Annotated in this window: 14 protein-coding genes and 1 pseudogene; 11 read left to right on the top strand and 4 right to left on the bottom strand. The window is 72.4% G+C overall.

Annotation, left to right across the window (positions count from 1 at the left end; genetic code table 11):
* Positions 1 to 241: 241 nt before the first annotated feature.
* The 6 genes from SZN_RS01495 to SZN_RS01520 all read left to right on the top strand — a co-directional run bounded on the left by SZN_RS01495 (position 242) and on the right by SZN_RS01520 (position 6,609).
* The gene (locus SZN_RS01495; protein ID WP_007490847.1) at positions 242 to 1,336 is read left to right on the top strand and encodes an LLM class flavin-dependent oxidoreductase; all 1,095 of its coding nucleotides are present in this window, start codon (positions 242 to 244) and stop codon (positions 1,334 to 1,336) included.
* On the top strand, positions 1,333 to 1,989 hold the full coding sequence (locus SZN_RS01500) for a CE1759 family FMN reductase (protein WP_007490849.1): 657 nt from the start codon (positions 1,333 to 1,335) through the stop codon (positions 1,987 to 1,989). Before SZN_RS01495 ends, SZN_RS01500 begins: the two co-directional genes overlap by 4 nt.
* A gap of 74 nt (positions 1,990 to 2,063) precedes the next feature.
* On the top strand, positions 2,064 to 2,843 hold the full coding sequence (locus SZN_RS01505; protein ID WP_007490851.1) for a response regulator transcription factor: 780 nt from the start codon (positions 2,064 to 2,066) through the stop codon (positions 2,841 to 2,843).
* 108 nt (positions 2,844 to 2,951) lie between these two features.
* Entirely contained in the window at positions 2,952 to 4,358 is a 1,407-nt protein-coding gene (locus tag SZN_RS01510; RefSeq protein ID WP_043727522.1) for a sensor histidine kinase, read from the top strand.
* A gap of 285 nt (positions 4,359 to 4,643) precedes the next feature.
* Complete coding sequence (locus SZN_RS01515) at positions 4,644 to 5,909, top strand: ArgE/DapE family deacylase (protein ID WP_043727432.1); 1,266 nt, start codon at positions 4,644 to 4,646, stop codon at positions 5,907 to 5,909.
* Between the two features lie 82 nt (positions 5,910 to 5,991).
* The gene (locus SZN_RS01520) at positions 5,992 to 6,609 is read left to right on the top strand and encodes a DUF1349 domain-containing protein (protein ID WP_007490857.1); all 618 of its coding nucleotides are present in this window, start codon (positions 5,992 to 5,994) and stop codon (positions 6,607 to 6,609) included.
* 313 nt (positions 6,610 to 6,922) lie between these two features.
* Here SZN_RS01520 and SZN_RS41215 read toward each other — a convergent pair whose 3' ends face one another.
* From SZN_RS41215 to SZN_RS01530, 3 genes and pseudogenes are all read right to left on the bottom strand, one after another.
* Positions 6,923 to 7,063, bottom strand: a complete 141-nt coding sequence (locus tag SZN_RS41215) for a hypothetical protein (RefSeq protein WP_007490859.1) — start codon at positions 7,061 to 7,063, stop codon at positions 6,923 to 6,925.
* A 158-nt stretch (positions 7,064 to 7,221) separates the two neighbouring features.
* Positions 7,222 to 7,476 (bottom strand): annotated as a pseudogene (locus tag SZN_RS01525) (hypothetical protein); the annotation flags it as partial.
* 293 nt (positions 7,477 to 7,769) lie between these two features.
* Positions 7,770 to 8,213: an ATP-binding protein gene (locus SZN_RS01530; protein WP_007490861.1), complete on the bottom strand. Its 444-nt coding sequence runs from the start codon at positions 8,211 to 8,213 to the stop codon at positions 7,770 to 7,772.
* 175 nt (positions 8,214 to 8,388) lie between these two features.
* On the opposite strand from SZN_RS01530, the gene SZN_RS01540 reads away from it, so the two are divergent.
* Both SZN_RS01540 and SZN_RS01545 read left to right on the top strand, forming a co-directional pair.
* Entirely contained in the window at positions 8,389 to 9,660 is a 1,272-nt protein-coding gene (locus SZN_RS01540; protein ID WP_208865744.1) for a helix-turn-helix domain-containing protein, read from the top strand.
* Positions 9,657 to 10,202 (top strand): flavoprotein, encoded by a 546-nt coding sequence (locus SZN_RS01545; protein ID WP_007490864.1) that lies wholly within the window; start codon positions 9,657 to 9,659, stop codon positions 10,200 to 10,202. The genes SZN_RS01540 and SZN_RS01545 overlap by 4 nt, the downstream gene beginning before the upstream one ends.
* 454 nt (positions 10,203 to 10,656) lie before the next feature.
* Here SZN_RS01545 and SZN_RS01550 read toward each other — a convergent pair whose 3' ends face one another.
* Positions 10,657 to 11,331, bottom strand: coding sequence for a hypothetical protein (locus SZN_RS01550; protein WP_208865745.1), 675 nt, complete (start codon positions 11,329 to 11,331; stop codon positions 10,657 to 10,659).
* A gap of 441 nt (positions 11,332 to 11,772) precedes the next feature.
* Here SZN_RS01550 and hemL point away from each other — a divergent pair, with 441 nt between their 5' ends.
* The 3 genes from hemL (at position 11,773) to SZN_RS01570 (ending at position 15,224) form a co-directional block, all read left to right on the top strand.
* Positions 11,773 to 13,107, top strand: coding sequence for a glutamate-1-semialdehyde 2,1-aminomutase (hemL, locus tag SZN_RS01560; RefSeq protein ID WP_043727442.1), 1,335 nt, complete (start codon positions 11,773 to 11,775; stop codon positions 13,105 to 13,107).
* Entirely contained in the window at positions 13,104 to 13,808 is a 705-nt protein-coding gene (locus tag SZN_RS01565) for a histidine phosphatase family protein (protein ID WP_007490868.1), read from the top strand. The genes hemL and SZN_RS01565 overlap by 4 nt, the downstream gene beginning before the upstream one ends.
* Before the next feature lie 111 nt (positions 13,809 to 13,919).
* Entirely contained in the window at positions 13,920 to 15,224 is a 1,305-nt protein-coding gene (locus SZN_RS01570; protein WP_007490870.1) for a polysaccharide deacetylase family protein, read from the top strand.
* Positions 15,225 to 15,282 lie beyond the last annotated feature (58 nt).

Below are 15,282 nucleotides of genomic sequence, written 5' to 3' on the forward strand. Positions count from 1 at the left end.
CAGGGACGTGACCGGGGGGAGCGCGGGCCGGTGGGGGTGCCGGGTGCGGTGCGTGTGGCGGGTGTGGCGAGTGTGGCCTCTGTGGCACGGCCCCGCGAGGCGCGGGCGCGGGTGGGTGCGGGTGGGTGCGGGTGCGGGCCGGGCGGGGTGCGGAGGGGGGGAGTAGGGCGGGGAATAGGGCGTGGACGGTCTTCGTTCTCCGGTATAGTTGAAGGGTAAACAACCTGGAGGGTGAGCGACCATGCAGTTCGGGATCTTCAGCGTCGGCGACGTCACGCCGGACCCCACGACGGGGCGTACGCCGACCGAGCGCGACCGCATCAAGGCCATGGTCGCCATCGCGCTGAAGGCCGAGGAGGTCGGCCTGGACGTCTTCGCGACCGGTGAGCACCACAACCCGCCGTTCGTCCCGTCGTCGCCGACCACCATGCTCGGCTACATCGCGGCGCGCACCGAGCGGCTGGTGCTGTCCACCTCGACCACGCTGATCACCACGAACGACCCGGTGAAGATCGCCGAGGACTTCGCGATGCTCCAGCACCTGGCCGACGGCCGCATGGACCTGATGACGGGCCGCGGCAACACCGGGCCGGTCTACCCCTGGTTCGGCAAGGACATCCGGCAGGGCATCAACCTCGCCGTCGAGAACTACGCCCTGCTGCACCGGCTCTGGCGCGAGGACGTCGTGACCTGGGAGGGCAAGTTCCGTACCCCCCTCCAGGGCTTCACGTCCACGCCGCGCCCGCTGGACGGGGTGCCGCCGTTCGTCTGGCACGGCTCCATCCGCTCCCCGGAGATCGCCGAGCAGGCCGCCTACTACGGCGACGGCTTCTTCCACAACAACATCTTCTGGCCGGCCGACCACACCAAGCGCATGGTCGAGCTGTACCGCAGCCGCTACGCCCACTACGGGCACGGCACGGCCGAGCAGGCGATCGTCGGGCTCGGCGGCCAGGTCTTCATGCGGAAGAACTCCCAGGACGCGGTGCGCGAGTTCCGCCCCTACTTCGACAACGCGCCCGTCTACGGGCACGGCCCCTCGCTGGAGGACTTCACCGAGCAGACCCCGCTGACGGTCGGCTCCCCGCAGCAGGTGATCGAGAAGACGCTGGCCTTCCGCGAGTACGCGGGCGACTACCAGCGCCAGCTGTTCCTGATGGACCACGCCGGGCTGCCGCTCAAGACGGTCCTGGAGCAGCTCGACCTGCTCGGCGAGGAGGTCGTGCCGGTGCTGCGCGAGGAGTTCGCCGCCCGGCGTCCGGCCGGGGTGCCGGACGCGCCCACCCACGCGTCGCTGCTGGCCCGCAAGGGCACCGAGGAGGTGAGCACCGTATGAGGCTCGTCGTCGTGTCCGCGGGACTGAGCGTCCCGTCCTCCACCCGGCTGCTGGGCGACCGGCTCGCGGCGTCGGTCCGCGCGCGGGTCGAAGCGGCTGGTGCGGCTGGTGCGGTCGGTGCGACTGGTGCGGCCAGTGCGGCTGATGCGGTTGAAGCGGCCGGCGTGACCGTCGAGGTCGTCGAACTGCGCGCGCTCGCCGTGGAGATCGCGCACCACCTCACCAACGGCTTCCCCGGCCGCGCGCTGTCCGCCGCGATCGACGCCGTGACCTCGGCGGACGGCCTGATCGTCGTCACACCGGTGTTCTCCGCCTCCTACAGCGGACTGTTCAAGTCGTTCTTCGACGTGATCGAGAAGGACGCGCTGGCGGGCCTGCCGGTGCTGATCGCCGCGACCGGCGGCACCGCCCGGCACTCGCTCGTCCTGGAGCACGCCCTGCGCCCCCTGTTCGCGTACCTGCGGGCCGTGGTCGCGCCGACCGGCGTGTACGCCGCCTCCGAGGACTGGGGCGCGCAGGGGCTGGACGGGCGGATCGCGCGGGCGGCAGGTGAGCTGGCCGCGCTGATGGCCGGACGGCCCGCCGCCAGGGCCGCACAGCCCGAGGTGGTGCCGTTCGCCGAGCAGCTCGCGGCGCTGCGGCCGGCCGGGTGAGAGGCCGGTAAGAAGCCCGCACGGTGTCCGGCTCCGCACGCCGGGACACCGGGCGGCCTTGGCAGACTGGCCCCGTGTCCCAGACAGTTCTGCTCGCCGAGGACGACCGCGCCATCCGCAACGCGCTGGAGCGCGCGCTGACGCTGGAGGGCTACCGGGTCACCGCGGTCGCCGACGGTGTCGAGGCGCTGGCGCAGGCCCACCGCACCCCGCCCGACGTCCTCGTGCTCGACGTGATGATGCCCGGCATCGACGGGCTCCAGGTGTGCCGGGTGCTGCGCGCCGAGGGCGACCGCACCCCCATCCTGATGCTCACGGCGCTCGTGGAGACCCAGGACCGCGTCGCCGGTCTGGACGCGGGCGCCGACGACTACGTGGTGAAGCCCTTCGACGTCGAGGAGGTCTTCGCCCGGCTCCGCGCGCTGCTGCGGCGCACCGGCGAGAGCGCCGCCGCTCCCGCTCCGCCTTCTCCTCCACCTCCACCTTCGCCTTCTCCTCCTTCGCCTTCGCCTTCCGCCGGTCCGCCGCCACGGGCCGTGCCCGGCGCCCCCGGCCGGGTGGTCGAGGCGGCCGGGCTGCGCATGGACACGCAGGCCCGGCGGGTCTGGCGGGGCGAGCGGGAACTGGAGCTGACCCGCACCGAGTTCGAACTCCTGGAACTGCTCGCCCGCAACGCCGGCATCGTCCTCGACCACGCCACCATCTACGACCGCATCTGGGGCTACGACTTCGGCCCCGGCTCCAAGAACCTCGCCGTCTACGTCGGCTATCTGCGCCGCAAGCTCGACGGGCCGGGCGCCCCGCAGCTGATCCACACGGTCCGCGGGGTGGGTTACGTGCTCCGGGAGGACTGAGTGGCCGGCCCGCCCCGCCGCCGTGCCGCCCGCCCGCTCACGGTACGGGCGTCCCTGGCACGGGCGTTCGCGGCGCGCACGGTCACCGCACGGGCCTTCGCGGCGCGGCTGCTGACCGGGCGGCGGCGGGCCGGGCTGGTCTCGCTGCGCACCACCTTCGCCGTGTCCTTCGCCGCCGTGACCGCCGCCGTGACCGTGCTGGTCGGGCTGCTGTCCTACACCGCCGCCGCCCGGCTGGTGCGCGTCGACCAGGAGACCGTGTTCGGCGAGGTCGTCCAGGATCTGCGCAGCGAGGTGCGGCGGCGGTCCATGGGCCCCGAGGACTTCTCCTCCTCGGCGCCCGGCCACGACCTCGTCCGCCCCGCCCGCACCGACGTGCAGGTGCTGGGCCCCGACGGCGCGATCGTCGACCCGGGGCGGCCGGGACTGCCCGTCGTCGCCGCCGACCGGCGGACCGCCGCCGAGGCGACGGCCGGGCGGGCCGTGCAGCACAAGGACGTCGACGTGGGCCCGGACGTGTACCGCGTGGCCACCGTCGCCTTCGGCGGCGGCCGGGGTGCCGTGCAGGTGGCGCAGGAGTTCAGCGACACCGAGGACCTGCTGCGGGCGCTCCAGCGGCGGACCCTGCTGCTGATGGCGGCCGTCGTCCTGCTCGCCGGGATCTTCGGCTGGTGGCTGGCCCGGCGCATCACCCGCCGCCTCGTCGTCCTCACCGGCGCCGCCGAGGACGTCGCCCGCACCCGGCGCCTCGGCATCCAGGTGCCCGTCACCGGCTACGACGAGGTCGGCCGGCTCGGCCGCGCCTTCGACCGGATGCTGGGACGGCTGGCCCAGTCCGAGGAGGACCAGCGCCGGCTGGTCCAGGACGCCGGGCACGAGCTGCGCACCCCGCTCACCTCGCTGCGGACCAACATCTCCCTGCTGCGCCGCATCGACGAACTCCCGCCCGGGGCACGGGAGGAACTGGTCGCCGACCTCGGCCAGGAGGCCCGTGAACTGACCGATCTCGTCAACGAGTTGGTCGACCTCGCCGCCGGGCAGTCCGACACCGGGCCCGCCCAGCCGGTGGACATCGCCGAGATCGCGGAGGACGTCGCCGGGCTCGCGCGGCGGCGTACCGGACGGCGGATCGTGGTCCGTGCGAGCGGGGACACCACGACCGACGGGCGGGCCGGGATGCTTCAGCGCGCCCTCACCAACCTCGTGGAGAACGCCGCCAAGTTCGACCGGGGCGGCACCGCTGCGGTCGAGATCTGCGTCACCGGGGGCGGCGCCGCCGGAACCGTACGCGTCGAAGTCCTCGACCGGGGGCCCGGGATCGACGAGGAGGATCTGATCCGCGTCTTCGACCGGTTCTACCGCGCCGCCGACGCGCGGTCGCTGCCGGGGTCGGGGCTGGGGCTGTCGATCGTGCGCGAGGTGGCTCTCGCCCACGGCGGGGCTCCGTTCGCCTTTCGGCGGGCGGGCGGGGGGACCGCCATCGGGTTCACGGTGGGGGGATCGGCCGAGGGGTAGGCGGGGGGAAGCGGGGGATCTGCCGAGGGGGCGGCGGCGGGGGGCAGCGGGGGATCGGCTGAGGGGCCGGGGGGAGGCGGTTGGGGGCGGGCACTGTGCGGCTCTCGCGGGGCGGGGTGGGGTGCGGGGCCGTCCGGCCCCCAGCCCCGCCGCCTTTCGCCGCACGTGCGTGCCGGTGCGCGCCGGTGCGTGTGCGGGGACGGGTTCGTCGGGGTGCTTGCGGGGGCCCTGGGAGTGTGGTCCCGTCGGGCGGGCGGGGGTGGTGGTGCAGGGGAGGAGCGGGGCTTGCTGAGTGGTGTGGAGAGCGCGGTCCTGGACGCGGTCGACGAGGCCGGGATCGGCCGTACGCTGCTGGAACTGATCGCGGTGCCCAGCGTGACCGGGAGCGCGGCCGAGTCGGAGCTTCAGCATCTGCTCGCGGGGCGGCTGGAACGGCTCGGGCTGGACGTCGACCTGTGGTCCATGGACCTGGACGCGCTGCGCTCGGACCCGGAGTTCCCGGGGAGCGAGGCCCCGCGCGAGGAGGGCTGGGGGCTCGCCGCGGTGACGCCCGACGGCGGTGACGGGCCCACGTTCGTCCTCCAGGGGCACGTGGACGTCGTGCCGCCCGGAGACCTCGCGGCCTGGGCCGGGGACCCCTTCGTGCCCCGGGTGAACGGGGACCTCGTGCACGGGCGGGGCGCCTGCGACATGAAGGCCGGACTCGTCGCCCACCTCGCCGCGCTCGGCGCCGTACGCGCCGCCGGGGTGCGGCTGCGCGGCCGGATCGGCGTGCACTTCGTGGTGGGGGAGGAGGACGGCGGCCTCGGCGCCTTCGGCACGCTGCGGCGCGGCCACCGCGGGGACGTCTGCGTCATCGCCGAGCCGACCGCCGGGGCACTCGTCACCGCCAACGCCGGAGCGCTGACCTTCCGTATCACCGTACCGGGCGAGGCGGCGCACGGCAGCGCCAGGGACCAGGGCGTCAGCGCCATCGACGGGTACCTGCCGCTGCACCGGGCGCTGGCCCGGCTGGAGGCCGAGCGCAACCGCGACCCGCATCCGCTGATGGCCGGGCACCCGCTGCCCTACGCCCTGTCCGTGGGAACCGTGCGCGCCGGGGACTGGGCCAGCAGCGTGCCCGACCTGCTCGTCGCCGAGGGACGGCTCGGCGTACGGCTCGGGGAGGACCCGGCCGACGCGCGCGCCGCGTTCGAGCGCTGTGTCGCCGAGGCGTGCGAGGCCGAACCCTGGCTGCGCGCCCACCCGGCCGAAGTGACCTGGCCCGGCGGGCGGTTCGCCAGCGGCCGGCTGCCCGAGGGGCACCCGCTGCCGCAGGTGATCCGCACGGCCCACGCCGACGCCGGGGGAGCCCCCGGCGTGCCCGAGTGCGGGGCGCCGTACGGCAGCGACCTGCGGCTGTACGCCGGGGCCGGCATCCCCACCCTGCAGTTCGGGCCCGGCGACATCCGGGTGGCGCACAGCGCGCGCGAGCAGGTCTCGCTCGCCGAGGTGGCGCGGGTCGCGAGGACGCTGGCCGTCACGGTCCTGCGCACGGTCGGCACCAGGTGAGCGGCGGGCGGTGGTTGCCCGGCGGGCCGGGGACCACCAGGATGATCAACGGCCCACGGCAACGACGGTGAGGGAGGGGCACGTGGACCGACCGGACACGGTCGCCTGGCAGGACGGCACCTGGCTCAACGAACCCCCGCGCACACGCGTCGACGGCGACGGCCTGCTCGTCACCGCCCGCGGCCACAGCGACTTCTGGCGTACGACCGCCTACGGCTTCGTGCGCGACGACGGCCACGCCCTGCTGCGCGCCTTCCCACCGGACAGCGCCACCGAGGTCACCTTCGTCGTGGACTTCGAGGCGCTCTACGACCAGGCCGGCCTGATGATCCGCGTCGACGCCGAGACCTGGATCAAGGCCGGCGTCGAGATGTCCGACGGGCTGCCCCAGCTGGGCGCGGTCGTCACCCGCGGGGTCTCGGACTGGTCGGTGGCACCGGTGCCCGAGTGGCAGGGGCGCGCCGTCACCGTGCGGGCCAGCCGCACCGGGGACGCGGTGACGATCCGCGCCCGCTGCGAGGACGGGCCCTGGCGGCTGGTCCGGCTGGCGCCCCTCGCCCCGGACGCGACCGCGACCGCCGGCCCCTTCTGCTGCTCCCCCGAACGCGACGGCCTGCAAGTCCGCTTCACCCACGTCACCCAGGGCCCGGCGGACACGGCCCTGCACGAGGGGGAGGACGGGGAGGACCGGGGGGACTGAGGGGGGCGAAGGGCGGGCTGCCGGGCGTCCACACCGGTGGGGCGGTACGTGCACATCCCGCCCCACCGGATGCCGGGCCCCGGACCAGCCGCCGGCCAGCCCCGCCAGGACACCGAACCCGAGTGGAATGACGGAGGCGATGCGTGCGTGCTCGGGCTTCACCCTGCCCCCCGACGCAGGCGGGTCGTGAGTGCTGCCGTGACGATTCCGAAGGTCACCGCGTACAGCAGAGCGTCCGTCGTCGGCGCGCCGCTCCACCCGCGAGCGATCAGCGCCGTGACAGCCGTCGTGCCACCGAACAACGCGGCGCCGGTCAGCGCGTCACCTCCGGTGAAAGCAGAGGCCGCGTGCTCCCGTGGCGCTGCCGGCGCCAGATCTGGAAGACCAGCACGGCGGCCAGGGCGACTTCGGCCGCCACGGCCGGCACGGACGATGCCTTGTATGCGATGTCCACGGGTCGGTGTCCCTCGCGCACAGTGCCTTGCCGTATCGGATCGAGGTCTGTCCGGAGGGTCCGGCGGGCGCTCTGAGGTCGCATCCGGCTTCAAGCGGGCGCAGAGGAGCAGGCAGGAGCGGCCGAGTAGCTCTGCTCGAAGCCGTACTGAGTGCCTGTCAGCGTGCGGCACCTTTCGGCCACAGCACCCGGACGGGCACGCCGTTCCGCTCGGCGTACGCCACCACGTCTGCCGTGCCGCCGTGTCCCCACGCCGGTTTCCCGTCCCATACGGCGACCAACTCGTCGGTGATCCCCACGAGGATCTCAGAACCGGTCATGTGTGCTGCGGAGTCGGAGGCGGTCATGCCGGTTTCATGCACGTCGCTCGCGCGGGACATCAGCGCGTCGTACGTGGAGTGATGCCACTCCGGACTGGCTCTCGGCGAGATCCGCGCGGAGATGCAGCGTGCCGGGATCACGTGGCGGCAGCAACTCAGCGGCTGGTACGGCGACGGACGACTGGCAACCGAGGCCCACGCACCGGCGATCGACAACGCCTTCACGGAAACGGAACCGGCAGTCGACGCGGGAAGCGGAAGACGGCGGCGGCCCGCCCGCAACCCAGGGCACATCAGCACCCCCAGTAAAACCACTGTGCCCTCAATGCGTCACGGCCGCCTGACGGCCCCTCCCCGGCACGCAAAAGGGCGAGGCCCGAAGACTGTCAACGGCCAACTCCTCTTCTCTGCAGGGGCAGGTGTGATGCGGTGGGTAGTGGGGTGCTGACCTGGAACTCGGCCCAGCAGCGTTTGCCGGGCGGAAGCGGATCGAAGCCGTGGCGGTCCGCGAGTGCCGCGACGAGGAACAGCCCCCGTCCGCCTTCCGCGTCCACATCCGACAAGCCGACCTGTGGGACTGCGGGGTTGGCGTCGTTCACCTCGATCCGCAGTCCCTTGTCGCTCAGGCAGGCGCCGGCCGTGATCGGGCCGCCGTTCGCGTGCCGGACCGCGTTCGCGATGAGCTCTGCGGCCACGAGCTCTGCCGCGTCCAGGAGTTCGGGGCCGAGGAAGGTGCCGAAAGCCCGTATCCCGTCCGCGAGCTGCCGGCGCGCGGACGCTGCGGCAGCTGGCGTGCCGGAGACGGGAATCCGGATGTGATGCGCTTCCACGAGCGGCCTCCTGGTCGGTTCGACCACTCCACGCAACCGCTCCGGAGGTAGGCGGAACCAGTCGGTGTGCCGGGGATGCATCACTTATGCAGGAGCTGCATCACTGCCAAATGCCGCTCGGTTACTCTCGGTTGAGCAGGCAGGATCGGCGACGGCAGAAGGGGCCGTGGCACAGATGGCCGAGGCACAGAGTGAAGCGAGACGGATAGGCGGAGTGATCCGTCAGGCACGCGTGTTACAGCGGCGCTCGCAGAGGGACGTTGCCGCCGCGCTTGGATATCACCAGTCGAAGGTGAGCCGCCTGGAGAGCGGCAGAGGTACCGAGGACGTGCGAGTGCTGCGCGAGATCGCGCAGGTGCTGGAGATTCCGCCGCAACGTCTCGGCCTCGCCGCTGTTTCTGATGCCAGCCCCGCCGAGCCCGGAACAGAGGACATGCACCGCCGTACCTTCCTTGCCGCGAGTGTCGCCGCGCTCGCGGCTCCGCCGTCGTCGAGCGCGGCACATCACGACCTGATCCAAGTCCTGTTGCCAGGCACGAGCCCCGCGGCGACCGGTCAAGCCCTGGGCCTCGACGAGCTGCGGGACCGGGCACGGGCCGTACGCCGGATGTTCTGCACGTGTGACTACGCGGAACTGGAGCAGACCCTGCCGGGTCTGATCGCCGACCTGCGTCAGGCCGCCGGAGGCTCATCCGGCTCGGCGGAGGTGTCCGGGCTGCTTGCGACCGCCTACCAGACGTCGGTAAGCCTGTTGCTGAAGCGGGCCGATCAGGGCAACGCCTGGCTCGCGGCCGGTCGGGCCATGGCCGAGGCGGAACGGTCCGGAGACCCTGTCGTCCTCGCCGCCAGTGTTCGCGTCCACGCTCACGTCCTCGTGCGGGAGAAGCACACGGCCCAGGCCGTGAACATGGTCCGCCACACTGCCGACCAGCTCACCGGCTCCTACGACCAGCGCCCGCCCCGGTACCTGGCAGCGGTCGGTCTGCTGTTGCTCCGCGGGGCGACCGCCGCCAGCAGAAACGGTGACCGCGACACCACCCGGGACTTCCTCACCGAAGCCAAGGAAGTCGCTCGCTACGTCTCCTTCGACCGGCCCGACGCATGGGCGAACTTCAGTCCCGCCAACGTCGCACTCCACGAGATCAGCGCAGCCGTCTCCTTCGGTGACGCCGGCATCGCCCTGGAAACCGCACGGCCGCTCATGCGGCGGCACATTCCTGTCCCCGAGCGCCGGGCCGCGCTGTGGGTGGAGACCGCCCGCGCCTACAGTCAGCAGGGCAGGCTCGCCGAGGGCTACCAGGCCCTGCGTATCGCCGAGAGCGGCGCGGCACAGGACATCCGCCGCCCGGCCGTACGCGAACTGGTCGCCGACATGGCAGCCCGCGACCGTCGCCGGGCACTGCCCGAGCTGCATCACTTCAGCCGCCAACTGGGAGTGCCCGCGTGAGCGATCAGCCCGAGAAGCCGTTCCTACAGATCGTGGTCTGCGCGGCCGGGGTCGCCGACGACGTCGGCAAACTGATCACCGCAGCACAGGAACGGCACTGGGACGTCGGTGTCATCGCCACCCCCCAAGGACTCGGCTTCCTCGACGCGGAGGCGGTTGAGGCGCAGACCGGCCGCCCCATCCGCTCGGCATGGCGGTCACCAGGTGAACCGCGCCCGACTCGACCCGCGGATGCGATCGCGGTCGCCCCGGCCAGCTTCAACACCGTCAACAAGTGGGCCGCCGGGATCTCCGACAATCTCGCCCTGGGCGTCCTGTGCGAAGCACCCGCCATGGACATCCCGGTCGCCGTCCTGCCGTACGTGAACTCGGCCCAGGCCGCCCACCCCGCGTACCGCCAGAGTCTGGAACGGCTGCGCGAGATGGGCGTCCTGATCGGCTCGTACGAACCGCACCGGCCAAAGGCCGGCGGCGGGGCCGACCGCTACCGCTGGGAGGAAGCCCTGGAACTCCTCGCGCCCAAGCTGTCCGCACCGGCCTGATCAGCGCCGCCGCGTCGGTGACCCCTGCGGTGGCCGAGTAGTGGCTGCCGCGGGGTGGACCGGCACGCTGGGCCGTCGCACGGCACGGTGAGCCCTGGCTGCCTGGGCCCATGGACCGGGAACGTGGCGCTCGCCGAGGCGGCGGATACACCAGGTCGGCGCGCGGGCGGGACTGCGGGCGTCGTCCGGGGCACGTGGGTGCAGCGCTTGGCCGAGGACGGTGGCTGCGTTGTGTCCTGCTGCCTCTGCCTCTGCCTCTGCCTCGGCGAGCACGGTGGCGAGTGCGTTCCAAGCGGCGTCAGGGCCCGCCGGCGACCCGCCCGCAACCCAGGGCACATCAGCACCCCAGCAAAACCAACGTGTCCTCAACGCGCCCCGGCCGCCTGACGGCCCCTCCCCGGCGCGCAGAAGGGCGAGGTCCGAAGACCCCGCCCGAATCCCGTGAAACCCCAGGTCAGGGCCACACCAGGCAGTACGGCTGATGCCCCGCCTCATGCAGCCGGTGGCTGAAGTCCTGCCACTCGTGCAGCAGTTGGTAGACGTTGAACGCGTCCCGGGGGCCGCCGCGGTCGGGGACCGTGGACCAGATGAAGGCCGCCGCGCCCACGGCTTCCTCTCCTATGCCCCGCAGCGGGTCGACCACCGTCATCGGGAGCTTGACCACCGCGTAGTCGGGGTGCAGCACGACGAGTTCCAGGGGCGGGACCTTGTGCAGGGGGACGCCTTCGATGCCCGTCAGGACCATCGCGGCCATGGTCTCCGGCTTGATCTTGGTGAACATGCCGTTCATGCCGAGTTCGTCGCCGCCGAGTTCCTCGGGGCGCATCGAGATCGGGACGCGGGCCGCGGTGGCGCCGTCCGGTGCGCCGAAGTACTTGTACGTCACCCCCACCCGACCACCATTCCTGCTCTCCGCCCGCAGGCGGTCGACCTGGCTGTCGATCCGCCGGTCGAACGGCTCGTGCTCGCTCGGAACACCCGGTGCACCCGTTGCATCTGGCATACCTGGTACAACGTGTTCCTGGCGTGCTTCGTTCGAATCTTCCGCCTCGCGCCGGTGCTTTCCCCGCCGGGCACGTCGAGGACCCAGGTCATCAGTCCCCTCGCCCAGTCCGCCACCGCGATGCATATCTCCACCCGACTGCTTTTCTGGGACGCGTGGCGCCCGCCGCGCAACCCGATCATCGTGTCAGTGACCTCCCCCACGGCCGCCCGCCGAAACGTGCGGTGAAACACCTGTCCGCAGGTTCACCCCGGTCCTCGGCCAACACGCCCCGCATGAGCCGTGTGTATCACGACCAGTCTCGCAGATCGCGCGGCGGTGACGGCGGGACGGCGGCGGGGCGAGGGGGCCGGACGACGGCGGGGTGAGGAGCCGGACGGGAGCCGGAAGGGAGCCGGACGGGAGCCGGAAGAGAGCCGGAAGAGAGCCGGAAGAGACGGGGCGGGGCCGGCTGGTCCGTGGGGGCCGCTGCCGTCGCGGCCCGCTGGCCTACCCTGAGGAAGTCACTGGCAACCGGAGTCCGAGATCGTCGGAGAAGGTCAGAGAAGGTCGGAGTAGTCGCAGGTCATGAGCGAAGCGCCCGCTACAGGAACGCCCTATCCATACGATGCGCCTGCCTCGCAGGCCCTGTTCGACCGTGCGGCCGCCGTGACGCCCGGTGGTGTGAACTCGCCCGTGCGCGCCTTCCGCGCGGTGGGCGGTACGCCCCGGTTCATGGTGTCCGGCAGCGGCCCGTACCTGACCGACGCCGACGGACGCGAGTACGTCGACCTGGTCTGCTCCTGGGGTCCGATGATCCTCGGGCACTCCCACCCGGCCGTGCTCGCCGCCGTCCGGGAGGCCGTCTCGCGCGGCACCTCCTTCGGCACCCCCGGCGAGGGCGAGGTCGCGCTCGCCGAGGAGATGGTCGGCCGGATCGGGCCGCTGGAGCAGGTGCGGCTGGTCTCCAGCGGCACCGAGGCCACCATGTCCGCCATCCGGCTCGCCCGCGGCTTCACCCGGCGGACGAAGGTGATCAAGTTCGCCGGCTGCTACCACGGGCACGTCGACTCGCTGCTCGCGGCGGCCGGGTCCGGCGTGGCCACCTTCGCCCTGCCGGACACTCCCGGCGTCACGGGCGCGCAGGCCGGCGACACCATCGTGCTGCCGTACAACGACCTGGAGGCCGTCCAGGAGGCGTTCCACCGCCACCCCGGCGAGATCGCCTGCGTCATCACCGAGGCCGCGCCCGGCAACATGGGCGTCGTCCCGCCGCTGCCCGGCTTCAACCAGGGGCTGAAGGACGCCTGCCGCAAGAACGGCGCCCTCTACCTCTCCGACGAGGTCATGACCGGCTTCCGGACCTCCCGCGCCGGCTGGTACGGCGTCGACGGCGTCGTACCGGACCTGATGACCTTCGGCAAGGTGATGGGCGGCGGCTTCCCGGCCGCGGCGTTCGGCGGCCGCGCCGACGTGATGGCCCACCTCGCCCCGGCCGGACCCGTCTACCAGGCCGGCACCCTCTCCGGGAACCCGGTCGCCACCGCCGCCGGCCTCGCCCAGCTGCGGCTCCTCGACGAGGACGCCTACCGCACGCTGGACGCGGTGTCGCAGAGCGTCCAGAACCTCGTCACCGAGGCCCTCGCCAAGGAGGGCGTCGCGCACCGGCTGCAGAGCGCCTCCACCATGTTCTCGGTGTTCTTCACCGACCGCGAGGTGCGCACCTACGAGGACGCGAGGCGGCAGGAGTCGTTCCGCTTCACCGCGTTCTTCCACTCGATGCTGGCGCAGGGCGTGTACCTGCCGCCCTCGTCCTTCGAGTCCTGGTTCGTGTCGACGGCCCACGACGAGCGGGCCCTTCAGCGGATCGCCGACGCCCTCCCGGCGGCGGCCCGTGCGGCGGCGGAGGCGACGGCGGCATGAGCGGGACCCCCCTGAACGAGAGCGGCGCCGACGACGTCACCGTCGTCCACCTCATGCGGCACGGCGAGGTGGAGAACCCGGACGGCGTCCTCTACGGCCGGCTCGCCGGCTACCACCTGTCCGAGCGGGGACGGCAGATGGCCGAACGGGTCGCCGAGCACCTGTCCTCCCGGGACATCACCCATGTCGTGGCCTCCCCGCTGGAGCGCGCGCAGGAGACCGCGACGCCGATCGCCAAGGCGCACGGCCTCGACCTCGCCACCGACGCGCGGCTGATCGAGGCGGGCAACGTCTTCCAGGGCAAGACCTTCGGTGTGGGCGACGGCGCGCTGAAGAAGCCCGCGAACTGGAAGCACCTGGTCAACCCGTTCCGGCCGTCCTGGGGCGAGCCGTACGCCGAGCAGGTCATCCGTATGACGGGCGCGCTGGACGCGGCCAGGGACGCCGCGCGCGGGCACGAGGCCGTCCTGGTGAGCCATCAGCTGCCGGTCTGGATCGTGCGCAGCCATGTCGAGAAGCGCAGGCTGTGGCACGACCCGCGCAAGCGGCAGTGCACGCTCGCCTCGCTGACGACGTTCACGTACCAGGGCGACCGGATCGTGTCGGTGGGCTACTCCGAGCCCGCGATCGACCTCGTGCCGGAGCATCTGCGCGCGGGGGCCAAGCCGGTGCGGGGCAAGAGCAAGGCGTTCGGCGCTTAGCGCTCTTTTGTGACATTTATTGCGCATCATCAGCTGATTCACAGGAACCTCCCCGTTCGTCGTGCCCTCTGACTGGGTGACCACCTCAGCAGCACGACGGACGGGGCAGCAATGCGCAACTTCAGCCGAAGGGGAGCCATCGGACTCGGGGCCGGAGCGGCCGCCGGCCTCGGCCTGGCCGGATGCGGCACGCTCACGTCGTCAGACGGCCCCGGCAGCGCCGGTGGTTCCGCGGACGGCGAGGGCGGCAAGGGCGGCGCGAAGGACAAGCCCGGCAAGCGGCCCCCGCGCCCCCGCCCCATAGGCGACGGCTCCACCTCGTACACCGGCAGGCAGCCCAACCAGCCGGACCGGCCCGAGCCGCTGGAGCCCGGCCAGGAGCCGCCCCAGTTCGTCGTCTTCTCCTGGGACGGAGCCGGCGAGGTCGGCAACGGCCTCTTCCCGCGCTTCCTCGACCTCGCCCGGGAGCAGGGCGCCCACATGACCTTCTTCCTCTCGGGGGTCTATCTGCTCCCCGAGTCGAAGAAGCGGCTCTACGACCCGCCGAACAACCCGCGCGGCGCCTCCGACATCGGCTACCTCACCGACGAGCACATCAAGGAGACCCTGAAGGGCGTGCGCCGCGCCTGGCTCGACGGGCACGAGATAGGCACGCACTTCAACGGCCACTTCTGCGGCGGCGCCGGCAGCGTCGCCCGCTGGACCCCGCGGCAGTGGCGCAGCGAGATCGACCAGGCCGCGTCGTTCGTCAAGGAGTGGCGCACGAACAGCGGGTGGACCGATCTGCCCTCGCTGCCCTTCGACTACGACAAGGAACTCGCCGGCGGCCGCACGCCCTGCCTGCTCGGCCAGGACAACCTGCTGCCCGCCGCGCGGGAGCTGGGCTGGCGCTACGACGCCTCCTCGCCCGGCGGACGCCAGGTGTGGCCGGACAAGAAGCAGGGGCTGTGGGACCTGCCGTTGCAGCAGATACCTTTCCCCGGACACCGGTTCGAGGTCCTGTCGATGGACTACAACGTGCTCGCCAACCAGTCGGTGAACTCCACGAACGCCCCCAGCGGCAACTACCCGGGCTGGCGCAGGCAGGCGGCGCAGGCATACATCCAGGGCTTCAGGCGGGCGTACGAGACGAACCGCGCGCCCTTCTTCATAGGCAACCACTTCGAGCAGTGGAACGGCGGCATCTACATGGACGCCGTCGAGGAGGCCGTCAAGCACATCGCGCGGGAGCGGGAGAAGGGCGGCGACGTACGGCTTGTCTCGTTCCGGCAGTTCGTCGACTGGCTGGACGTCCAGAAGCCGGACATTCTCGACAGGTTGCGCTCCCTGGAGGTGGGGGAGCGGCCGGAGGGTGGCTGGAAGGCGTTCACGAACGGGGCCGCGAGCGGCTCCGAAAGCGCGCGGAACGCCGCCTGAAATGCGGGTTCACACCCCGGAGGGGGGCGCGCAAGATCGCCTGATGAGACATGCGAAA

Origin of the sequence: Streptomyces zinciresistens K42 (assembly GCF_000225525.1) — a bacterium.
GTDB classification, from domain to species: domain Bacteria; phylum Actinomycetota; class Actinomycetes; order Streptomycetales; family Streptomycetaceae; genus Streptomyces; species Streptomyces zinciresistens.

Bases quoted from the DNA above. Each gene is read 5' to 3' on its own strand.
- SZN_RS01495 (WP_007490847.1), top strand. From the start codon at position 242: ATGCAGTTCGGGATCTTCAGCGTCGGCGACGTCACGCCGGACCCCACG.
- SZN_RS01500 (WP_007490849.1), top strand. From the start codon at position 1,333: ATGAGGCTCGTCGTCGTGTCCGCGGGACTGAGCGTCCCGTCCTCCACC.
- SZN_RS01540 (WP_208865744.1), top strand. From the start codon at position 8,389: ATGGCCGAGGCACAGAGTGAAGCGAGACGGATAGGCGGAGTGATCCGT.
- SZN_RS01550 (WP_208865745.1), bottom strand. From the start codon at position 11,331: ATGCATCGCGGTGGCGGACTGGGCGAGGGGACTGATGACCTGGGTCCT.
- hemL (WP_043727442.1), top strand. From the start codon at position 11,773: ATGAGCGAAGCGCCCGCTACAGGAACGCCCTATCCATACGATGCGCCT.
- SZN_RS01565 (WP_007490868.1), top strand. From the start codon at position 13,104: ATGAGCGGGACCCCCCTGAACGAGAGCGGCGCCGACGACGTCACCGTC.
- SZN_RS01570 (WP_007490870.1), top strand. From the start codon at position 13,920: ATGCGCAACTTCAGCCGAAGGGGAGCCATCGGACTCGGGGCCGGAGCG.